This is a genomic window from Pseudomonas fluorescens (assembly GCF_902498065.1).
GTDB lineage: Bacteria > Pseudomonadota > Gammaproteobacteria > Pseudomonadales > Pseudomonadaceae > Aquipseudomonas > Aquipseudomonas fluorescens_BJ.
Window position 1 is genome coordinate 1,648,732 of record NZ_CABVIR010000001.1, and the last position, 19,991, is coordinate 1,668,722.

Consider the following 19,991-nt stretch of genomic DNA (forward strand, 5'->3'; position numbering starts at 1 on the left):
CCCGTTGGACACACTGTTTACCGCCCGGAAAAACGCAATCTGGAGAGCTGCCGCAAATCCCCCGCCAGGTAATAATCATTGGTCCAGCTGTCATCCACCTTCAACGGCTGGACCTGTTTGAGTGCCAGCTTCTTGGCAAAGTAACGAAAGCGGTAATGCTCGTAGAACCGCAGCAACTCCAGACCATAACGGTCGGCCAGATCGGTATCGCCGCGCACGATCAGGTAGTTCTCGTCATTGCCGTTGCTGGCTGCGACGCTGAGGTTGTGACTGCCGCTGATGATCGTCGGCGCGTCGCTGGTGAAGTCGGTGACCACGGCTTTGGTGTGCACCAGCAGGTTGCCCTTCTGGCCTTTCATGTTCTCTCGGAGCCAGCCTTCCAGCCCGGTGTTGAGCAGCGCAGTCGCGGCGAATTCGGCACTGCGGTCGGCGTGAAAACCGGTGATGCGGCTGGCGGTGTTTTGCAGGCCATATCGCAAAATGTCGTCTTGGGGCTGGCCGAGCAGCGCGTTGAGAATGTCGTCGGGCAAGGCGAACGCGGTGACGAACAGTACGTCCTTTTTCGCGGCGGTGATGATCTCGACAAACTCGCGCAAATCACCCAGCCCCGAACGCGGAGAGAACCCGACGAACAACGGTTGCTGCGGGTCCATCGGGTTGTGTTGCGTGAGCCATTGCCGGGTGGCGCCGACATCGGCCGGTGTCGCCCAGACCTGCTCGAAGGTCTGCAGATAGCTGGCGCTGATGCGCACGTCGTCCAGCACATGCACCACGTTGGCCTGGCGATAAACGCCATTGGGCGTGAAGTTGGTGCTGCCGCACAGCACGGCTTCGGGCTGATGCTGGCCGGCGCCGTCGAGTCGGCTCAGCACCATGAATTTGTTGTGAAAGATGTTGTGAGTGACGCGCCCGCGCTTGTTCGCCGCCGGGATTTTTTCCAGGCTGGCCTGGTTGATCGCGGTGTCATCATCGTCAGGTTGTGCGTGATACAACACGCGAACCTTCACGCCCCGTTCGAACGCCGCGTTGACGGCATCGACGATCACCTGCAACTCGTATTCGTAAATGGCAATGTCCAGTGCCCACTGACCATCCAGCGCCCGTTCGATAAACCCCAGCAAGCGCCCGAGCAGACCATTTTCCAGCCATTGCCGAGGGGCATCGGGCCAGGCTTCGATAGGCAGGTTCTTGTTGGCGCTGATCAGCGCGTCGAGCTCGGGAAACTTGCGCTGGAACGCCTGACTCGCGGCCACGGCGCGGTTGAAAATCACACTCTGATTGTGCGGCAGGCCATTATCGGACGTGACGGTCACTTCCAGAGATTCACCCAGCTGCGGTGCCTCGGCGCTGCCATAGGCGAGGTGGATTCGGTAATGGATCGTCATCCCCGGATTGACCGTATAATCGGCCCAGCGAAATTTCTGCAACGGCGCGAGGTCGCTCGGGGTGGCGTGAAACTGCGGGAACGTATGCGCCTTGTCGGGGAACGTCAGGCTATTGAACAGGAATAGCCAGGGCTTGCTCCCTTGCTGCTTTTCGATGGCGAAACCCAGCAGGCCTTGGCGGCGGGATTCGGCCAGGTCCATGGCCAGCAGCACGCCATTGGTGCCCGCGTAGGCTTTGACGCGAAAATCGTCCTGACTGTTGGTGACGAGAACACGCATGCTTCACTCCTGTGAATGGCGGCTTTCAGAGCATAGGGCAGCGCTGCGGGTTATGGGGACAATGCTGTTACCGAGTGGATGCTATCGCGGGCAAGCCCGCTCCCACAGGATTTGTGTATTGATCAACGACTTTGCGAACGACAAAAACCCTGTGGGAGCGGGCTTGCCCGCGATGCGGCCCTTAAAGACGCGGCAACTTTCAGCCTGAAATCAACTCATCGATATGCCGATAATCTGCCTGCAGCTCTGCTGCCAACTGCCGCGCCCGCCCCAGCCGAATCGGCCCACGCTCAATATCAATCAGCAACCCTGGACACTCCAGCACCGGCAACCCCGACCATTCCTTCAACCGCCCATCCGTCACCAGCAACAAGCGCTGCTGTTCCGCCGGAAAGCGTTTTCGCCGCACCGCGAGCCATCGCCCCGCCTCGCCGAGCGCCGCCAGCAACGGCGTGCCACCGCCCGCGCCAAGGCCATCGAGCCAGTGGCCTAATCCGCTGCAAGCTTTCAACCCCTGCACTTGCCACTTCGGCGCATGGCCGCTGGCCGTCAGCAATGCAAGGCGCGCACGCTGACGGTAGGCGTCGTCAAACAATTGCGCCAGCAGCCCCTTGGCGTCACTTAATGCGTGATGGCGGCGCGTCGAGGCCGAGGCGTCGACGATGACCAGCCATAGCTCGTGCGGCGAGCGCGTGCGCAGATGAAACAGCACATCCTGGCGTTGGCGCGGACGGCCGTTGAGCAAGGTGCCGGGCCAGTTGATCGAGCCGTTGCGGGCGGCATGACGCTGACCCTGTTTGCCGTGGTCCAGCCGTCCGGCGCGGGGTCTGGCATTCGCCCCCGCGTCAGATCGAGGGCGAATGCCTAGGGCTTTTTTGGCCAGCTCGGCACTTCACGTCGAGCGCCAACCGGCAGCGCCTGCGCGGGCATTTCGCCCCACTGGCCCTGGCCTTCGCTCGGGTTGGACTGTTGCGGATCGGGTTGCCGGGCCTGTTGCGGTGCCGGTGGCGACTGTTCGCGACGACGATGGCGCAAGGCGAACTCGGCCACCGCATCAATATCTTCTTCGGCAATCGCGCTCGCCCCTCGCCATGCCGCGTGGGCACGGGCGGCGCGCAACCACACCAGATCGGCGCGCAGGCCGTCGACACCGGCGGCGAAACAGCGCTCGGTAATCTGTGCCAGCGCCTCATCGTCGAGGGGGATGCTTGCCAATGTGCTGCGTGCTGCCTGGCAGCGTTCACGCAATGACTGCTGCTGGCTTTCCCATTCAGCGCAGAAGCGTTGCGGATCGCTGTCGAAATCCAGACGCCGACGGATGATCTGCCCACGCTCGGCCGGGGCGGTATGACCGCTGAGGGCGACGTTCAGGCCAAAGCGGTCGAGCAGTTGCGGACGCAACTCGCCCTCTTCCGGGTTCATGGTGCCGATCAGCACGAACTTCGCCGAATGCCGATGGGAGATGCCGTCGCGCTCGATCAGATTGGTGCCGCTGGCGGCGACGTCGAGCAGCAAGTCCACGAGGTGATCGGGCAGCAGATTGACTTCATCGACGTAGAGCACCCCTCCGTCAGCCTTGGCCAATACACCGGGAGAAAATTGCGCGCGCCCTTCGCTCAGGGCGGCGTCGAGGTCGAGGGTGCCAACCAGACGCTCTTCAGTGGCGCCCAGCGGCAAGGTAACGAATTGGCCGCTGGCAAGCAGGTCCGCAAGCCCTCGGGCCAGGGTGGACTTGGCCATGCCACGCGGGCCTTCGATCAACACGCCGCCGATCTTCGGGTCGATGGCGGTGAGGTACAAAGCGAGCTTGAGATCGTCGGCGCCGACCACGGCGGATAAGGGGAAATGCGGGGTGTCGGTCATTATTAAATCTCGGTCATGGTCGGTGATCTATCAATAAATCTCACGGGCGCCTGTACCCCTATGGGAGCGGGCAAGTCCGCTCCCATAGGGCAGGCGGCGCATCAGGTGTCTTCTTCTATATCCAGCAACAAACTCTCCAGCGCCTCGCGGTACTCGCCCGGCTCTTTCCACATCCCCCGCTGCTGTGCTTCCAGCATGCGCTCGGTCATGTCGCGCAGCGCATGGGGATTGTGCTCACGGACAAATTCCCGCGTCGCCGGGTCCAGCAAGTACGCATCGGCCAGCAACGCGTATTGGTGATCGTCGATCAACTGCGTGGTCGCGTCGAACGCGAACAGGTTATCGACCGTCGCCGCCAGTTCAAACGCACCTTTGTAGCCGTGGCGCTTCACGCCGTCGATCCACTTCGGATTGGCCGCCCGTGAGCGGATCACCCGGTTCAATTCTTCCTTCAACGTGCGGATTTTCGGCAAGTCCGGCTGACTGTGATCGCCGTGGTAACTGGCCGCCGCTGCGCCGCTGAGGCTTTCCACGGCCGCGAGCATACCGCCCTGAAACTGGTAATAGTCGTTGGAATCGAGCAAGTCATGCTCACGGTTGTCCTGATTTTGCAGCACGGCCTGAACCTGGCTCAGGCGCTGGGCGAACTGCTCGCGGGCCGCCGTGCCTTCGTCGGAACCGCCGTAAGCGTAGCCGCCCCAGTTCAGGTAGACCTCGGCCAGGTCATCACGGCTCTGCCACAAACGACCGTCGATTGCCCCTTGCACGCCAGCGCCGTAAGCACCGGGTTTGGCGCCGAAAATGCGCCAACCGGCCTGCCGTTTGGCCGCGTCTTCATCAAGGCCCGATTGCAGCAACGCTTCGCGTTCGGCGCGGACCTTGGCCGCCAATGGATTGAGATCGTCCGGTTCATCCAGCGCAGCGACCGCTTGCACCGCCGCATCGAACAGGCGGATCAGGTTGGCAAAGGCATCACGGAAGAACCCGGACACGCGCAAGGTTACGTCTACGCGCGGGCGGTCGAGCAGGCTCAGCGGCAGAATTTCGAAGTCATCGACCCGCTGACTGCCCGTCGCCCAGACCGGACGCACGCCCATCAACGCCATGGCTTGCGCAATATCATCGCCACCGGTGCGCATGGTCGCCGTGCCCCAGACCGACAGACCGAGTTGACGCAGGTGATCGCCGTGATCCTGCAAGTGCCGCTCGAGAATCAGGTTCGCCGATTGAAAACCGATGCGCCACGCGGTGGTGGTCGGCAGGTTGCGCACGTCCACCGAATAGAAATTGCGCCCGGTCGGCAGCACGTCGAGACGGCCGCGACTGGGTGCGCCGCTGGGGCCGGCGGGGACGAAACGGCCGCTGAGGGCGTCAAGCAGGCCGCGCATTTCCGCCGGGCCACAGGCGTCCAGGCGTGGCGCGACGACTTCGCGCAGGTTGTCGAGGATGGCCTGCACCTCAATCCAGCTTGCTTCCTGTGGGAGCGAGCTTGCTCGCGATAGCGGTGGGTCAATCAACATCGTTGCTGAATGTTCAACCGCATCGCGAGCAAGCTCGCTCCCACAGGGGCCTGGTTTGGCTTGAGGCAGGTTTAATGTCTGCGAGATCAGTTGAGTGGCGAACAGTTCCAGACGTTCACGGGTATCCCCCGCCGTGCGCCAGACTTCATCGCTGATCGATTGCAGTTCATCAGGACGCGCACCGGTCCACGGATCGGCCAACTCACAATCCAGCGGATCAAACCCCAGCGCAAACGCCTTGGCCAATGCTCGCAATAGACTCGACTGCGCACCCCGGCCATCACCGCGTGGAATCCGCAACAGCGCCAATAACGTGTCGATGCGCAGACGCCCGCTCGGCGACTCGCCAAACACATGCAGGCCATCCCGGATCTGCGACTCCTTCAAATCGCACAAATACGTGTCCAGACGCGGCAGCCAGATGGCTGCATCGGCGTCGCTGTCGAGCTTCTCGTCCAGTTGCAGTTCACGGTCGATGTGCGTGTCGCGCACCAGTTGCAAAATGTCGCGCTGCAATTCGCGGGCGCGGCGCGGATCGAGCAATTGCGCTTCGTAATACTCGTCGGCGAGCAGTTCGAGGTTGCGCAGCGGGCCGTAGGTTTCGGCGCGGGTCAGCGGCGGCATCAGGTGATCGATGATCACCGCTTGCGTGCGGCGCTTGGCCTGAGCGCCCTCGCCCGGGTCGTTGACGATGAACGGATAGATGTTCGGCAGCGGCCCGAGCAACGCATCCGGCCAGCAATTTTCCGAGAGCCCGACGCCTTTGCCCGGCAGCCATTCGAGGTTGCCGTGCTTGCCGACGTGGATCACGCCGTGGGCGCCGTAGGTGTTGCGCAACCAGAAGTAAAACGCCAGATAGCCGTGGGGCGGCACCAGGTCCGGGTCGTGATAGACCGCGCTCGGATCGACCTGATAACCCCGCGCCGGTTGAATGCCGATAAAGGTCAGGCCAAATCGCAGCCCGGCGATCATCATCCGTCCGCCGCGAAACATCGGATCGCTTTCGGGCGTGCCCCAGCGCTCCAGCACGGCTTGGCGGTTGGCCTCAGGCAAGGCGTTGAACATCGAGTTGTAATCGTCCAGCGCCAGGCTTTGATGACACGGACGCTGGTCGAGGGTATCGAGGTCGTTGCTGACGCCGCCGAGCAATTGCTGGATCAGCGCGGTGCCGCTATCCGGCAATTCGGCGGGCAGCGGATAACCTTGCGCGTGCAACGCTCGGAGGATGTTCAACGCGGCGGCAGGCGTATCAAGGCCGACGCCATTGCCAATGCGCCCGTCACGGGTCGGGTAATTGGCGAGGATCAGGGCGATGCGTTTTTCGCTGTTCGGCACCCGCGCCAGATCGATCCAGCGCCGCGCCAGTTCGGCAACAAAATCCATGCGCTCAGGTGCAGGCCGATAGCAGACCACATCGGACTGACTGCGCTCGCTGCGCCACGCCAGGTCCTTGAAGCTGATCGGGCGGCTGATGATCCGCCCATCCAGTTCCGGCAGCGCGATGTGCATCGCCAGATCCCGCGGGCCGAGGCCCTGTTCGCTGGCGCGCCAACCGGGTTCGTTGTCCTGGGCGCAGATCGCCTGGATCACTGGGATATTTCGGCGAAAAGGTCGCAAATGCGGCGCTTCGGGGCTGGATTGAGCGAAACCGGTGGTGTTGAGAATCACCCCTGCATCGACTTCATCCAGCCAGTCCTCGACCACCGTCAGGCAGCCGGGTTCCTTCAAACTGGCCACGGCAATCGGCAAGGGGTTCAACCCCGCCGCTTGCAAACGCTGGCAGAAAACATCAATGAAGGCGGTGTTCGCCGCCTGCAAATGCGAGCGGTAAAACAGCACCGCCGCCACCGGTTGACCGGCCTGCCAGTCGGCCTGCCAATCACTCAAAACGGCGGGGCTTTTTTTCGGGTGGTAGATCGCGGTACGCGGCAGGGTTTGTGGCTCGGCCCACACATAGTCGCGATCCAGCCAGCGATTGGCCAGGCAGCGAAACAGATCGAGGGCGTTGGCCATGCCGCCCTGGCGCAGGTAATGCCAGAGCCGGTCGCGGTCTTCGGCCACCACCGTGCTCAGGTCGCTGAGCTCCGGGTCCGGGCGATCATCGCCGGGCACCAGAATCAGTTGCACCCCGCGCTCGGACAACTCGACCAACCGCTCGACGCCGTAGCGCCAATAGGCAATGCCGCCGTGCAGCGAAATCAGAATCACCTTGGCGTGGCGCAGCACTTCATCGACATACAAATCGACCGAGGCGTGGTTTTGCACCTGCATCGGGTTGGCCAGGCGCACGCTCGGGTAATCGTCGGGCAACTGCTGCGCGGCTTCGGCGAGCAGCGCAAGGCTGGAATCGCCGCTGCACAGGATCACCAGCTCGGCGGGGGTTTGTCCAAGGTCGGCGATGTTGTCATCCGAGACGAAACCGCCGGGCTGGGTCCTGAGCAGGTGCATGGGTTAAACGCTGAGCGCGGCGCGCAGTTGCGCTTCGAGTTGCGCGGCGTCGAGCTCCTGACCGATCAACACCAGACGCGTGGTGCGTGCTTCGTCGGCGCCCCACTGACGGTCGAAATGCTTGTCGAAACGCGTGCCCACGCCCTGAATCAACAGGCGCATCGGCTTGTTCGGAATCGCCGCGAAACCTTTGACCCGCAGGATGCCGTGCTTGACCACCAGTTGGGTCAGCGCGTCCATCAGCAGACTTTCGTCGGCTTGTGGCAGCTCGATGGAAATGGAGTCGAACGCGTCGTGATCGTGGTCATCTTCGCCTTCATGATGGTGATCGTGATGGCTGTGACGGCTGTCGATGTGTTCTTCGGAGCCGGCACCGAGGCCGATCAGCACGTCCAGCGGCAGGCGACCGCTGCTGGCTTCGATGACTTTGACTGCCGGCGGCAACTCTTCAGCGACTTCCAGGCGCACACGGGCCAGGTCCTCAGGGCTGATCAAGTCGGCCTTGTTGAGAATCACCAGATCCGCGCTGGCCAGTTGGTCGGCAAACAACTCGTGCAGCGGCGATTCGTGATCCAGGTTCGGGTCGAGTTTGCGCTGGGCGTCCACTTGATCCGGGAACGCGGCGAACGTGCCAGCGGCAACGGCCGGGCTGTCGACCACGGTGATCACCGCGTCAACGGTGCAGGCACTGCGGATTTCCGGCCACTGGAAGGCTTGAACCAGCGGCTTTGGCAGGGCCAGACCCGAGGTTTCGATCAGGATGTGATCGAGGTCGCCGCGACGGGCTACCAGTTCACGCATCACCGGGAAGAATTCTTCCTGAACGGTGCAGCACAGGCAGCCGTTGGCCAGTTCGTAGACGCGGCCGTTGGCTTCTTCTTCGGTGCAACCGATCGAGCACTGCTTGAGGATTTCACCGTCGATGCCCAGCTCGCCGAACTCGTTGACGATCACCGCGATGCGGCGGCCTTGCGCGTTGTCGAGCATGTGCCGCAGCAAGGTGGTTTTGCCCGAGCCGAGGAAGCCGGTAACGATGGTGACGGGGAGTTTGGCCAGTGTTTTCATCGGATGCCCTTTGGCAAGGTGGCGGGCATACGGGACGACAATCGCGGCGGCGGATGCGCGCGCGGAAGAGTTCGCCACCGGATCACCCCGCCCGGTTGTAGTGAGAATCTGTGTCGAGGCAGGTCTCCTGGCTGACGGTGTGCCTGTCGCTAGACTGGCGTTTGCTGCGCCTTCCCGCGGGCTCCAAGGCTGGAGCGTGCAGTGGCGTGGCAGCGAACATCACCGTTCACAGTTGCGGGGGCAGCCGCGGCATCGACCGCGTTCCCTTCTTAGCTTCGGCAAACGCCGAAGAACCTCGAAAGCGCAAGGCTACGCATGGTGTGTGGGCGGGTCAATGTCCGTCAGTTGATTGCAATCCCCTGTGGCGAGGGGATTTATCCCCGTTGGGCTGCGAAGCGGCCCCCTGCATTCCTTCAGGGCCCCGCAAGCAGGTTTTGCGACGGCGTCGCCGCCGAACGGGGATAAATCCCCTCGCCACAGGTAACACTCCTTGCCCTTGCCCCCGAGTTGAGAACCCTTGCCAATTGACGCCCAACCCCCGCCCATGCTCTCCTACACGCCTTGTTACGGGTGCCCTTCACAGGGTGAAACGGGAAACCGGTGAATCATGTGCTTTACTCAAAGCCATGTCAGTCCGGTGCTGCCCCCGCAACGGTAAGCGAGCGAAGCGTCAGATCCACTGTGCCGGCAATTCGGCATGGGAAGGTGACGCTTGCAGGTTTCGGTTGACGCCCAAGCCCCTCGCGAGCCCGGAGACCGGCCCGCAACACAAAGTGACGATTACGTTCACTGAACAACAAACCCGCGGTGGGCGGGCGCTGTTTGAACCTCTGCGAGCCCGATTCGCAGGGGTCTTCCATGCGCTCTATTCACCCGCTGACAGACCAGAGGGAAGCGCCATGTCGATCATCAGCAGCACCGGCAGCAACACCGATAAGAGCACCACCAGCACCACCACGACCCTGACCCAACGCCTGACCGCTGCCGTATGCGCATCGATCCTTGGCGCGTGCCTGGTGTATTTCGCCGGTTTCTCGCACATCGAAGCGGTGCACAACGCCGCGCACGATACCCGTCACAGCTCCGCTTTCCCGTGCCATTGAGACCTGTCGACATGATCAAGCGTATTGCGCAAACCGCAGGTTTCACCGGGCTGCTGGCCGCCCTGCTGTTGACCCTGCTGCAAAGCTTCTGGGTCGCTCCGCTGATTCTGCAGGCCGAGACTTACGAAAAATCCGAGCCGGCCGCTGTTGAAGTTCATGAGCACGCCGCCGGTGCCGCCGCTCACACCCACGATGCCGAAGCCTGGGAGCCGCAAGACGGCTGGCAGCGCGTGCTGTCCACCACGGGCGGCAATCTGGTAGTTGCCGTCGGTTTTGCGCTGATGCTCGCTGGCCTCTACACCTTGCGCGCACCGACCAAAACCTCGCAGGGCCTGCTCTGGGGCCTGGCCGGTTACGCGACGTTCGTACTGGCGCCAACCCTCGGCCTGCCACCGGAACTGCCGGGCACCGCCGCAGCGGATCTGGCACAACGGCAAATCTGGTGGATCGGCACCGCTGCATCCACTGCGGTTGGCATCGCGCTGATCGTGTTCAGCCGTCATTGGCTGATGAAGATTCTCGGCGTGGCCATCCTGGCGGTTCCACATGTGATCGGCGCACCGCAACCGGAAGTGCACTCGATGCTCGCGCCGGAAGCCCTGGAAACCCAGTTCAAAATCGCTTCGCAGCTGACCAACATGGGATTCTGGCTGGCTCTGGGCCTGATCAGCGCCTGGTTGTTCCGCCGCAAAAGCGATGGCCAATACCACGCATGACCAACACCCGCACAGCGCCGACGTTAGTGGTCGGCCTGGGCTGCCAGCGCGGCTGCCCCGTGAGCACGCTGCGGGCGTTACTCGATCAGGCGCTACAGGCGCATCAAATCGGGCTTCACCAGATCAAGGCCTTGGCCAGCATCGATCTGAAACGTGATGAACCTGGCCTGATCGAACTCGCTGCACAACTCGCGCTGCCCCTGATGTACTTCAGCAGTGAACAACTGGCCGGTTATCAACCACGACTCAGCCACCGCTCGGACATCGCCTTCGAACGCACCGGCTGCTACGGCGTAGCAGAAAGTGCCGCCCTCGCCCTTGCCGAACAACTGGCCCAGGCGCCGGCAAAACTGCTGATTTCCCGACAAAAGTATGCCCAGGCGACCCTGGCATTGGCCTGCTCTGCGTAAAATCCTCGATAATCCTCGCCTTCGATCATGAGCAATCTTCATCTGAAGCCTTGACCAGCCCCTTTTTCTGACAGGAAACGACGATGACCGTCTACTTCATTGGCGCAGGTCCCGGCGACCCGGAACTAATCACCGTCAAAGGCCAACGACTGATCCGCAGCTGCCCGGTGATCATCTACGCCGGCTCACTGGTCCCGGCCGCCGTGCTGGAAGGCCACAATGCCGAACAGGTGGTCAACAGCGCCGAATTGCACCTGGAACAGATCATCGAACTGATCAAAAGCGCCCATGCCAACGGCCAAGACGTCGCTCGCGTACATTCCGGCGATCCGAGTCTGTATGGCGCGATTGGCGAACAGATTCGCTACCTGCGCGAACTCGATATTGCGTTTGAAATCATTCCCGGTGTTACAGCGACAGCGGCGTGTGCGGCGCTTTTGGGGGCGGAGCTGACGTTGCCAGATGTGTCACAGAGCGTGATCCTGACTCGCTACGCCGACAAGACCAGCATGCCGGCAGGTGAGGAACTGGGGAATCTGGCGCAGCATGGGGCGACCATGGCCATTCATTTGGGGGTGAATCATCTGCAGAAAATCCTGATCGAATTGCTCCCGCATTACGGCGCGGATTGTCCGATTGCGGTGATTCACCGGGCGACCTGGCCGGATCAGGATTGGGTGGTGGGGACGATTGCGGATATTGCCGGGAAGGTTGAGGCGAAGGGTTTTCGGCGCACGGCGTTGATTCTGGTAGGTCGGGTGTTGGGCAGTGATCATTTCAGCGAGTCGTCGCTGTATCGCGCCGGGCATGCGCATTTGTATCGGCCATAGGGCCTCATCGCGAGCAGGCTCGCTCCCACAGGGGATCGTGACCAGACTCAATTACTGTGTCCGCCACAGATCCAATGTGGGAGCGAGCCTGCTCGCGATGGGGCCAAGGAATTTTCCCCATAAAAAAACGGCGCTCACGGGGCGCCGTTTTTCTTGTCGCAGCGAACACCTTAGTAGTAGGCGTTTTCTTTCTGCGTGTGGTCAGTCACGTCACGAACACCCTTGAGCTCGGGAACGCGCTCGAGCAAGGTGCGCTCGATGCCTTCACGCAGGGTGACGTCGGCCTGGCCGCAGCCCTGGCAACCGCCGCCGAACTTCAGCACGGCGATACCGTCGTCAACCACATCGATCAGGCTGACCTGACCGCCGTGGCTGGCCAGCCCCGGGTTGATCTCGGTTTGCAGGTAATAGTTGATGCGCTCGTTGATCGGGCTGTCGGCGTTGACCATCGGGACTTTGGCGTTTGGCGCCTTGATGGTCAGCTGGCCGCCCATGCGGTCGGTGGCGTAGTCGACAACCGCGTCGTCCAGGAAAGCTTCGCTGAACGAATCGATGTAAGCGGTAAAGCTTTTCAGCCCCAGCGCGGTATCTTCAGGTTTTTCTTCGCCCGGCTTGCAATAAGCAATGCAGGTTTCGGCGTACTGGGTGCCAGGCTGGGTGATGAAGACGCGGATGCCGATGCCCGGGGTGTTCTGCTTGGAGAGCAGATCAGCCAGGTAATCGTGGGCGGCGTCGGTAATGGTAATAGCGGTCATGGAAACTCCTCGCAGGCTTGGGCGCAGTTTACGCCAATCATCGCGCCGCACAAAGTCCTAGTATTTTTGTCGGGAAAGCGCCAGCTCGCCTCGATCGGCCGTTTCGCCGTCAATCCTGGCTTTAAGCCACCGATAGCTGCTTTTTTCCACCCATTCGTAGCTCGCCCACGATCCCAAACCAATGGTCGCGACGCAAACGGCGAACATCACGTAGGGGTTTACGCCATAACGCTGTGCGACGAAACCTCCAGCAGAAAGCACCAACACATGCATCAGGTACACCGAGTAGGAACAATCGCCGAGCAGTTTGAACAACCGACTGCCCTGGAAAAACCGCTCCAGTGCCATGCAGGCCATGACCAACACGGCGCTCGGCAGGCCCCAGGCGAAAAACCGCGGCTGCGGCGGCAACTGATAGATCGCCAGCAACGCGCCGCCAATCCCCAGCAATGGCAGCCATAGGCCAGGCTTGATCCAGCCGCGACGGTAGATCATGCCGATGGCGATCCCCAACAGAAACTCATAAACGATGTCCGAACGGTAGAACGCACTGATCCAGCCATAACCCGTCCACGCCTGACACACCGCAAACAGCAACGCCGCGACGATCAACAGCCGAACCTGCAAACGGAACAGCAACGCCCAGGCAAACAGCACGTAGAAGAGCATTTCGTAGTTAAGGGTCCAGCCGACGTTGAGCGTCGGATAAATCCCGTACCCGCCGGGGTTTTCCGTAGGAATGAACAGCAAGGACAGCAGGAAATGCGACCAGTTGACCGTCTGATCCGGCAACACTGGCTGTGCGAAGAGCACCAGCAGCGCCATCAACACCGTGTACAGCCAATAGGCCGGAACGATGCGGAACAGCCGATAGAGCAGAAACCGCCCGGGAGGCAGCGACTTGCCCTCGGTGGACAGGAAAATCACCAGCCCACTGATGACGAAGAAGATATCGACGCCCACCGCACCCTTGTCGATGAACATCTGACCGATCGGCCCGCGGGCCTTGAAGTCGAAGAAAATCTGCATGAAATGGTGGCAAACCACCGTCCAGGCCGCGAGTGCGCGCAGTGCTTGTACTGAAATCAACATCGACCGCCCTCCCGTCCGCAATTCCAAACCACCACACATCCCCTGTGGGAGCGGGCTTGCCCGCGATGGCGCCATCACATTCAACATTGATGGCGACTGATCCATCGCTATCGCGGGCAAGCCCGCCCACAGGGGTTCAACGGCGCCTCAAGATTGGGACATCAGGCATCTATCAAAAGTCGATCAAAGATTCTGGTAGCGGTTCATGTCCAGCACACCCTCTTCCACCGGGTCGGTTTCTTGGACGTACTGGCTCAGGTCATGGAAGTAAAACCAGAACTGCGGATGACTACGACGAATCCCCCAGCGTTCGACGATTTGCTCGAAACGATGGGCATCCCTGGCGTTTTCCATCGCCTCCACAAACGCTGGTACTTGCTCGGCGGGAATGTTGAACATGAAGTTCGGATAGCTGCTGAGCACGCCGGGAAACAGGGTGAGCGTGTCGAGCCCCGGCTGATAACGCAGCGACTCGCCGAGCAGGAATGCGACGTTGCTGTGCGCGCGGTTGCGCAACAGGCTATAGACCTCACGCTTGCCGCTCGTCGTTTCGATACGCAGCATCGTCGCTTCCGGCAACTGATCGATAACTTTCAGCCCGGCAGCCGGACGCGAGGTCAGGCGGCTGAGCGCCTGTTCGGCACTCTGTAATGCCGGATCGATGTTTGGCCGCGAGCAATAAGCCCCGTCGCAGCGATTGATCGGGTCGGGCCTGGCGTTGAGTTCACCGTAGCGAGCCAGCAACTGCATGGCAAAGTCGCGCTTCGGGTCTTTCTCGTCGAGTTTCAGCGCCGTCGGTTTGTCGTTGTCGATGGCTTCATAGTCCAGCCACATCTTGAATTTGCCGCCGCTCTGATACCAGTCATCGAGATAGCCATCGCGTGAATCGGCGGGCATCAGGCGCAGGAAGTTCTGCTCGGCGCCGTTGCGAATCAGGTCGAAGTACAGGCGCGTCTGCGCCTGATGGGAGACGTTGCCGAACACGTCGAAGTTGACTGCCAACTGATAATACGTGCGCTCCAGCAACGGGAAATCGAACAGCCACATGGTTTGCGGCACGTCGCCGATCAGGCCCTTGTTTACCGAAGCACTGTCGAAGTGCCGGAAGATCGTCAGCAGCGCGTTGTCGTTACCGGCCCACAAGGTCGACCAGCTCGGCGCCGGCGCGTCGGCATAGTTGTCGCGGCGCAACGCCTCGTATTCGTTGCGTTTATCGCGGTAGTCGTGCCACAGGCTCAGCACACTGCCGACGTCGTCGTTCTGCCCCGGCATCGCCAGCAACGGCGTGGCCTGGCCGCGATAGTTCGGGTCGACGATGTAGAGATCGTGTTCCGGCGCCTGAAACAATGCCCAGAAGTTATCGCGAATCACGTCGGTGGCTATCTGGCCACGGCACACCGGCCCGCGGATAAAGGTGCGCACAAAGTATTCGGCGTTATCGAGCATGAACTGATAGCGCGCCTGCGCCGGGATCGCCTCAAACGTGCTGAACGGATTGGCCCGGCGCTCCGGGCCGTACCCCGGCAAGGCGTTGACCTGCCAGTTGCCGTTGTAGAACAGGCTTTTGATCCGCGCCATCTTCGCCGCGCTCAGCGGATAAGTGATGTGGGTCTTCTGTACGATCACACCCTGCACCGGCCACAAGCGGTAATACACCTGCGTGCCCGGATCGTCATTCGGGCGGCGAGTGTTGATCAGGTCAATCGGCTGGCCGGTCGGCGTGCGCGAACGCACCCACTGGAAGAAATGCCCCGGCTCGCCGTCCTTGAAGTAAAGGTGGGCGAGGAACCAGTGTTCAAACAACCAGCGCCCCACCAGGCTTTGGCGGGCGCCCGGCGCGTTAAGCAGGTTTTCCCATTGCACCACTTGCAAGGCCTCTTTGGCCGACGGCACCAGACCTTGCTCATCGATTGGCGCGCCCGAAGCCAGCCAGCGTTGCAGCGTCTGGTACTGCTGATCGGTCAGGCCGGTAACCGCCAGCGGCATGCCTTCCTTCGGATGCGCGCTGGCGTAACCGTCGAACTCGCCCGGCATCGCGCACATGTTTTCCCGATTCAGACCCAGGACAATGTCTTCGGGCAACTTGGCGTTGGGCGTCAGCGGTGTTTTGTGGCCCAGTTCCAGCATCCGCGCCATTAACGCGGCCTGGCTGCCCTGGGCATCGAGCACCGGGTAGAAGCCTTTTTGCTGCCAGGCGTGCTTGCCGAAGGCGTCATAAAACAACCGGGTCGGCGCGGCAGCCAGGCTGCGCTCGCCATCGTAGACCGAGACTTTCGACGCGCCGCGCGCAGCCCCCTCGCCACTGCCCAGATTGAGCTGACAGGGGGCGTCATTGCAGGCATGGCAGGCCACGCACTTTTCGGTGAAGATCGGTTGGATGTCGCGGCTGTAGGAAATGCCAGTAGAAATCGCCGGCTCCTGCGCTACGGCGCCCCAGCTTAAAAACAGCAATACGCTGCTGATGACGACGCGATACGACATGTCCCTGTTCCCGATCCTTGAAAAAACGCCGCGATTCTACCGGGACAGCGCCCGCACCAACATGAACGATATTCATGCAAAAACCGCACATGCTCTAAAAGCGCACAGGTTTGCTATGATCCCGGCCCTTCGTCATGGTCTTTCCGAGTAGTCCCAATGTCCGATCGCAGTGTTCGCCTTCAAGCCCTCAAGCACGCCCTCAAAGAGCGCATTCTGATTCTCGATGGCGGCATGGGCACGATGATCCAGAGCTACAAGCTCGAAGAGCAGGATTATCGCGGCAAACGCTTTGCCGACTGGCCAAGCGATGTCAAAGGCAACAACGACCTGTTGGTGTTGACGCGCCCGGACGTGATTGGCGGCATCGAAAAAGCCTACCTGGATGCCGGCGCGGACATTCTGGAAACCAACACCTTCAACGCCACCCGGATTTCCATGGCCGATTACGGCATGGAAGAACTGGCCTACGAACTGAACGTAGAAGGCGCTCGCCTGGCCCGCAAGGTCGCCGACGCGAAAACCCTCGAGAACCCGGACAAGCCACGCTTCGTCGCCGGCGTGCTCGGCCCGACCAGCCGCACCTGCTCGTTGTCGCCGGACGTGAACAACCCCGGCTACCGCAACGTGACCTTCGATGAACTGGTGGTGAACTACACCGAGGCCACCAAAGGCCTGATCGAAGGCGGCGCCGACCTGATCCTGATCGAAACCATCTTCGACACCCTCAACGCCAAAGCCGCGATCTTCGCCGTGCAAGGGGTGTTCGAAGAACTGGGCGTCGAACTGCCGATCATGATCTCCGGCACCATCACCGACGCCTCCGGCCGCACCCTGTCGGGCCAGACCACTGAAGCGTTCTGGAACTCCGTGGCCCATGCCAAACCAATTTCGGTCGGTCTGAACTGCGCGCTCGGCGCCAGCGAACTGCGTCCGTACCTTGAAGAGCTGTCGAACAAGGCCGGTACCCACGTCTCCGCACACCCGAATGCCGGTCTGCCAAACGAATTCGGCGAGTACGACGAACTGCCGTCGCAAACCGCCAAAGTCATCGAAGAATTCGCCCAGAGCGGCTTCCTCAATATCGTTGGCGGCTGCTGCGGCACCACGCCGGGGCACATCGAAGCCATCGCCAAAGCCGTCGCCGGTTATGCGCCGCGGGAAATCCCGGACATTGCGAAGGCCTGCCGCCTCTCCGGCCTGGAACCGTTCACCATCGATCGCAGCTCGTTGTTCGTCAACGTCGGTGAGCGCACCAACATCACCGGTTCGGCAAAATTTGCCCGCCTGATCCGTGAAGACAACTACACCGAAGCCCTGGAAGTCGCCCTGCAGCAGGTCGAAGCCGGCGCTCAGGTGATCGACATCAACATGGACGAAGGGATGCTCGATTCGAAGAAGGCGATGGTGACCTTCCTCAATCTGATTGCGGGTGAACCGGACATCTCCCGCGTGCCGATCATGATCGACTCCTCGAAGTGGGAAGTCATCGAAGCCGGCCTCAAGTGCATCCAGGGCAAGGGCATCGTCAACTCGATCAGCATGAAAGAAGGCGTCGAGCAGTTCATTCATCACGCCAAACTGTGCAAGCGCTACGGCGCCGCCGTGGTCGTAATGGCGTTTGACGAAGCCGGCCAGGCCGACACCGAAGCGCGCAAAAAAGAAATCTGCAAACGCTCCTACGACATTCTGGTCAACGACGTCGGCTTCCCGCCGGAAGACATCATCTTCGACCCGAACATCTTCGCCGTGGCCACCGGCATCGAAGAACACAACAACTACGCCGTGGACTTCATCAACGCCTGTGCCTACATCCGTGACGAGCTGCCGTATGCGCTGACCTCGGGCGGCGTGTCCAACGTGTCGTTCTCGTTCCGGGGCAACAACCCGGTGCGTGAGGCGATTCACTCTGTGTTCCTGCTGTATGCGATCCGCAACGGCCTGACCATGGGCATCGTCAACGCCGGTCAGCTGGAAATCTACGACCAGATCCCGGTGGAACTGCGCGACGCCGTCGAAGACGTGGTGCTCAACCGCACCCCGCACGGCACCGACGCCCTCCTCGCCATTGCCGACAAGTACAAGGGCGACGGCAGCGTCAAGGAAGCCGAGACCGAAGAGTGGCGCGGCTGGGACGTCAACAAGCGTCTGGAGCATGCGCTGGTCAAAGGCATCACCACACACATCGTTGAAGACACCGAAGAGTCGCGCCAGTCGTTCGCGCGCCCGATCGAGGTGATCGAAGGCCCGCTGATGTCCGGCATGAACATCGTCGGTGACCTGTTCGGTGCCGGCAAAATGTTCCTGCCACAGGTGGTGAAATCTGCCCGTGTGATGAAGCAGGCGGTGGCGCACTTGATTCCGTTCATCGAACTGGAAAAAGGCGACAAGCCGGAAGCCAAGGGCAAGATCCTCATGGCGACGGTGAAAGGCGACGTGCACGACATCGGCAAGAACATTGTCGGCGTGGTACTCGGCTGCAACGGCTATGACATCGTCGATCTCGGCGTGATGGTGCCGGCGGAGAAGATCCTGCAGGTGGCCAAGGAGCAGAAGTGCGACATCATCGGTCTGTCCGGTTTGATCACGCCGTCGCTGGATGAAATGGTCCACGTGGCCCGCGAGATGCAGCGTCAGGACTTCCACCTGCCGCTGATGATCGGCGGCGCGACCACTTCCAAGGCACACACGGCGGTGAAGATCGAGCCGAAGTACAGCAACGACGCGGTGATCTACGTCACCGACGCCTCCCGCGCCGTGGGCGTGGCGACGCAGTTGCTGTCCAAGGAATTGAAACCGGCGTTCGTCGAGAAGACCCGCCTGGAATACATCGACGTTCGCGAGCGTACCGCCAACCGCAGCGCCCGTACCGAACGCCTGAGCTATGCGGCCGCCATCGCCAAGAAGCCGCAGTTCGACTGGAGCACCTACGCGCCGGTCAAACCGACGTTCACCGGCGCCAAAGTGCTGGACAACATCGACCTGAAAGTCCTGGCCGAGTACATCGACTGGACCCCGTTCTTCATCTCCTGGGACCTGGCCGGCAAGTTCCCGCGCATCCTCGAAGACGAAGTGGTCGGTGAAGCCGCCACCGCGCTATACGCCGATGCCAAGGAAATCCTCGCCAAACTGATCGACGAGAAACTGATCAGCGCCCGCGCAGTGTTCGGTTTCTGGCCGGCCAACCAGGTGCGTGACGACGACATCGAAGTCTATGGCGATGACGGCAAGCCTTTGGCCAAGTTGCATCACCTGCGCCAGCAGATCATCAAGACCGACGGCAAGCCGAACTTCTCCCTCGCCGACTTCGTGGCGCCGAAGGACAGCGAAATCACCGACTACGTGGGTGGTTTCATCACCACCGCCGGCATCGGCGCCGAAGAAGTGGCCAAGGCGTATCAAGACGCCGGCGACGATTACAACTCGATCATGGTCAAGGCCCTGGCCGACCGTCTGGCTGAGGCCTGCGCCGAATGGCTGCACCAGCAGGTTCGCAAGGATTACTGGGGTTACGCCAAGGACGAGACACTGGACAACGAGGCACTGATCAAAGAGCAATACACCGGCATCCGCCCTGCTCCCGGCTACCCGGCCTGCCCGGATCACACCGAGAAATCGACGCTGTTTGCCTTGCTCGATCCTGAAGCGAGCGAAATGAAGGCGGGTCGCAGCGGCGTGTTCCTCACCGAGCACTACGCGATGTTCCCGGCGGCGGCGGTCAGCGGCTGGTACTTCGCTCACCCGCAGGCGCAGTATTTCGCGGTAGGCAAGGTCGACAAGGATCAGGTGCAGAGCTACACCTCGCGCAAGGGTCAGGAGTTGAGCGTGACCGAGCGCTGGCTGGCGCCGAACCTCGGCTACGACAACTAAGTAAGTCTCCTGGCCACAATTCTGTAGCCAACAGAGATCCCCTGTGGGAGCGAGCCTGCTCGCGATGAGGCCATAACAGTCGATACAAGTATTGGCTGTCAGTCCGCTATCGCGAGCAGGCTCGCTCCCACATTTGATTTGCGCCAGCGCTGGGGGGATTGTCTATGCTTACGCTTC

Annotated in this window: 13 protein-coding genes and 2 riboswitches; of the genes, 5 read left to right on the forward strand and 8 right to left on the reverse strand. The window is 61.4% G+C overall.

The features are described 5' to 3' along the window. Positions 1-17: 17 nt before the first annotated feature. The 5 genes from F8N43_RS07725 to cobW form a co-directional block, all read right to left on the reverse strand. Entirely contained in the window at positions 18-1,664 is a 1,647-nt protein-coding gene (locus F8N43_RS07725; protein ID WP_150653526.1) for a phospholipase D-like domain-containing protein, read from the reverse strand. Between the two features lie 199 nt (positions 1,665-1,863). Further along, positions 1,864-2,409, reverse strand: coding sequence for a vWA domain-containing protein (locus F8N43_RS07730; RefSeq protein WP_412072584.1), 546 nt, complete (start codon positions 2,407-2,409; stop codon positions 1,864-1,866). A 119-nt stretch (positions 2,410-2,528) separates the two neighbouring features. Then, positions 2,529-3,527 (reverse strand): ATP-binding protein, encoded by a 999-nt coding sequence (locus F8N43_RS07735; protein WP_150630074.1) that lies wholly within the window; start codon positions 3,525-3,527, stop codon positions 2,529-2,531. A gap of 101 nt (positions 3,528-3,628) precedes the next feature. Continuing rightward, positions 3,629-7,495: a cobaltochelatase subunit CobN gene (cobN, locus tag F8N43_RS07740; protein ID WP_150653528.1), complete on the reverse strand. Its 3,867-nt coding sequence runs from the start codon at positions 7,493-7,495 to the stop codon at positions 3,629-3,631. A 3-nt stretch (positions 7,496-7,498) separates the two neighbouring features. Beyond that, positions 7,499-8,560 carry a cobalamin biosynthesis protein CobW gene (cobW, locus tag F8N43_RS07745; RefSeq protein WP_150634481.1) on the reverse strand — a complete coding sequence of 354 codons (1,062 nt, stop codon included), beginning with the start codon at positions 8,558-8,560 and terminating at the stop codon, positions 7,499-7,501. 99 nt (positions 8,561-8,659) lie between these two features. Then, positions 8,660-8,873, reverse strand: a riboswitch (cobalamin riboswitch). Between the two features lie 238 nt (positions 8,874-9,111). Continuing rightward, a riboswitch (cobalamin riboswitch) is annotated at positions 9,112-9,340 on the forward strand. A gap of 119 nt (positions 9,341-9,459) precedes the next feature. On the opposite strand from cobW, the gene F8N43_RS07750 reads away from it, so the two are divergent. From F8N43_RS07750 to cobM, 4 genes are all read left to right on the forward strand, one after another. Continuing rightward, a complete protein-coding gene (locus tag F8N43_RS07750) occupies positions 9,460-9,663 on the forward strand; it encodes a CbtB domain-containing protein (RefSeq protein ID WP_150653529.1) in 204 nt (67 codons plus the stop codon). A gap of 11 nt (positions 9,664-9,674) precedes the next feature. Continuing rightward, the gene (locus F8N43_RS07755) at positions 9,675-10,379 is read left to right on the forward strand and encodes a CbtA family protein (RefSeq protein ID WP_150634478.1); all 705 of its coding nucleotides are present in this window, start codon (positions 9,675-9,677) and stop codon (positions 10,377-10,379) included. Next, positions 10,376-10,789: a cobalamin biosynthesis protein gene (locus tag F8N43_RS07760; protein WP_150640065.1), complete on the forward strand. Its 414-nt coding sequence runs from the start codon at positions 10,376-10,378 to the stop codon at positions 10,787-10,789. The genes F8N43_RS07755 and F8N43_RS07760 overlap by 4 nt, the downstream gene beginning before the upstream one ends. Positions 10,790-10,872: 83 nt before the next feature. Continuing rightward, a complete protein-coding gene (cobM, locus tag F8N43_RS07765; protein ID WP_150653530.1) occupies positions 10,873-11,619 on the forward strand; it encodes a precorrin-4 C(11)-methyltransferase in 747 nt (248 codons plus the stop codon). A gap of 170 nt (positions 11,620-11,789) precedes the next feature. Here the strand turns inward: cobM and nfuA are convergent, their stop codons facing one another. The 3 genes from nfuA to F8N43_RS07785 form a co-directional block, all read right to left on the reverse strand. Continuing rightward, positions 11,790-12,374 carry a Fe-S biogenesis protein NfuA gene (gene nfuA / locus F8N43_RS07775; protein ID WP_045057579.1) on the reverse strand — a complete coding sequence of 195 codons (585 nt, stop codon included), beginning with the start codon at positions 12,372-12,374 and terminating at the stop codon, positions 11,790-11,792. Positions 12,375-12,431: 57 nt separating this feature from the next. Beyond that, entirely contained in the window at positions 12,432-13,466 is a 1,035-nt protein-coding gene (locus F8N43_RS07780; protein WP_150653531.1) for an acyltransferase family protein, read from the reverse strand. Positions 13,467-13,649: 183 nt separating this feature from the next. Continuing rightward, a complete protein-coding gene (locus F8N43_RS07785; RefSeq protein ID WP_150653532.1) occupies positions 13,650-15,947 on the reverse strand; it encodes a fatty acid cis/trans isomerase in 2,298 nt (765 codons plus the stop codon). 156 nt (positions 15,948-16,103) lie between these two features. Here F8N43_RS07785 and metH point away from each other — a divergent pair, with 156 nt between their 5' ends. Further along, the gene (metH, locus tag F8N43_RS07790) at positions 16,104-19,814 is read left to right on the forward strand and encodes a methionine synthase (protein WP_150653533.1); all 3,711 of its coding nucleotides are present in this window, start codon (positions 16,104-16,106) and stop codon (positions 19,812-19,814) included. Positions 19,815-19,991: the final 177 nt, after the last annotated feature.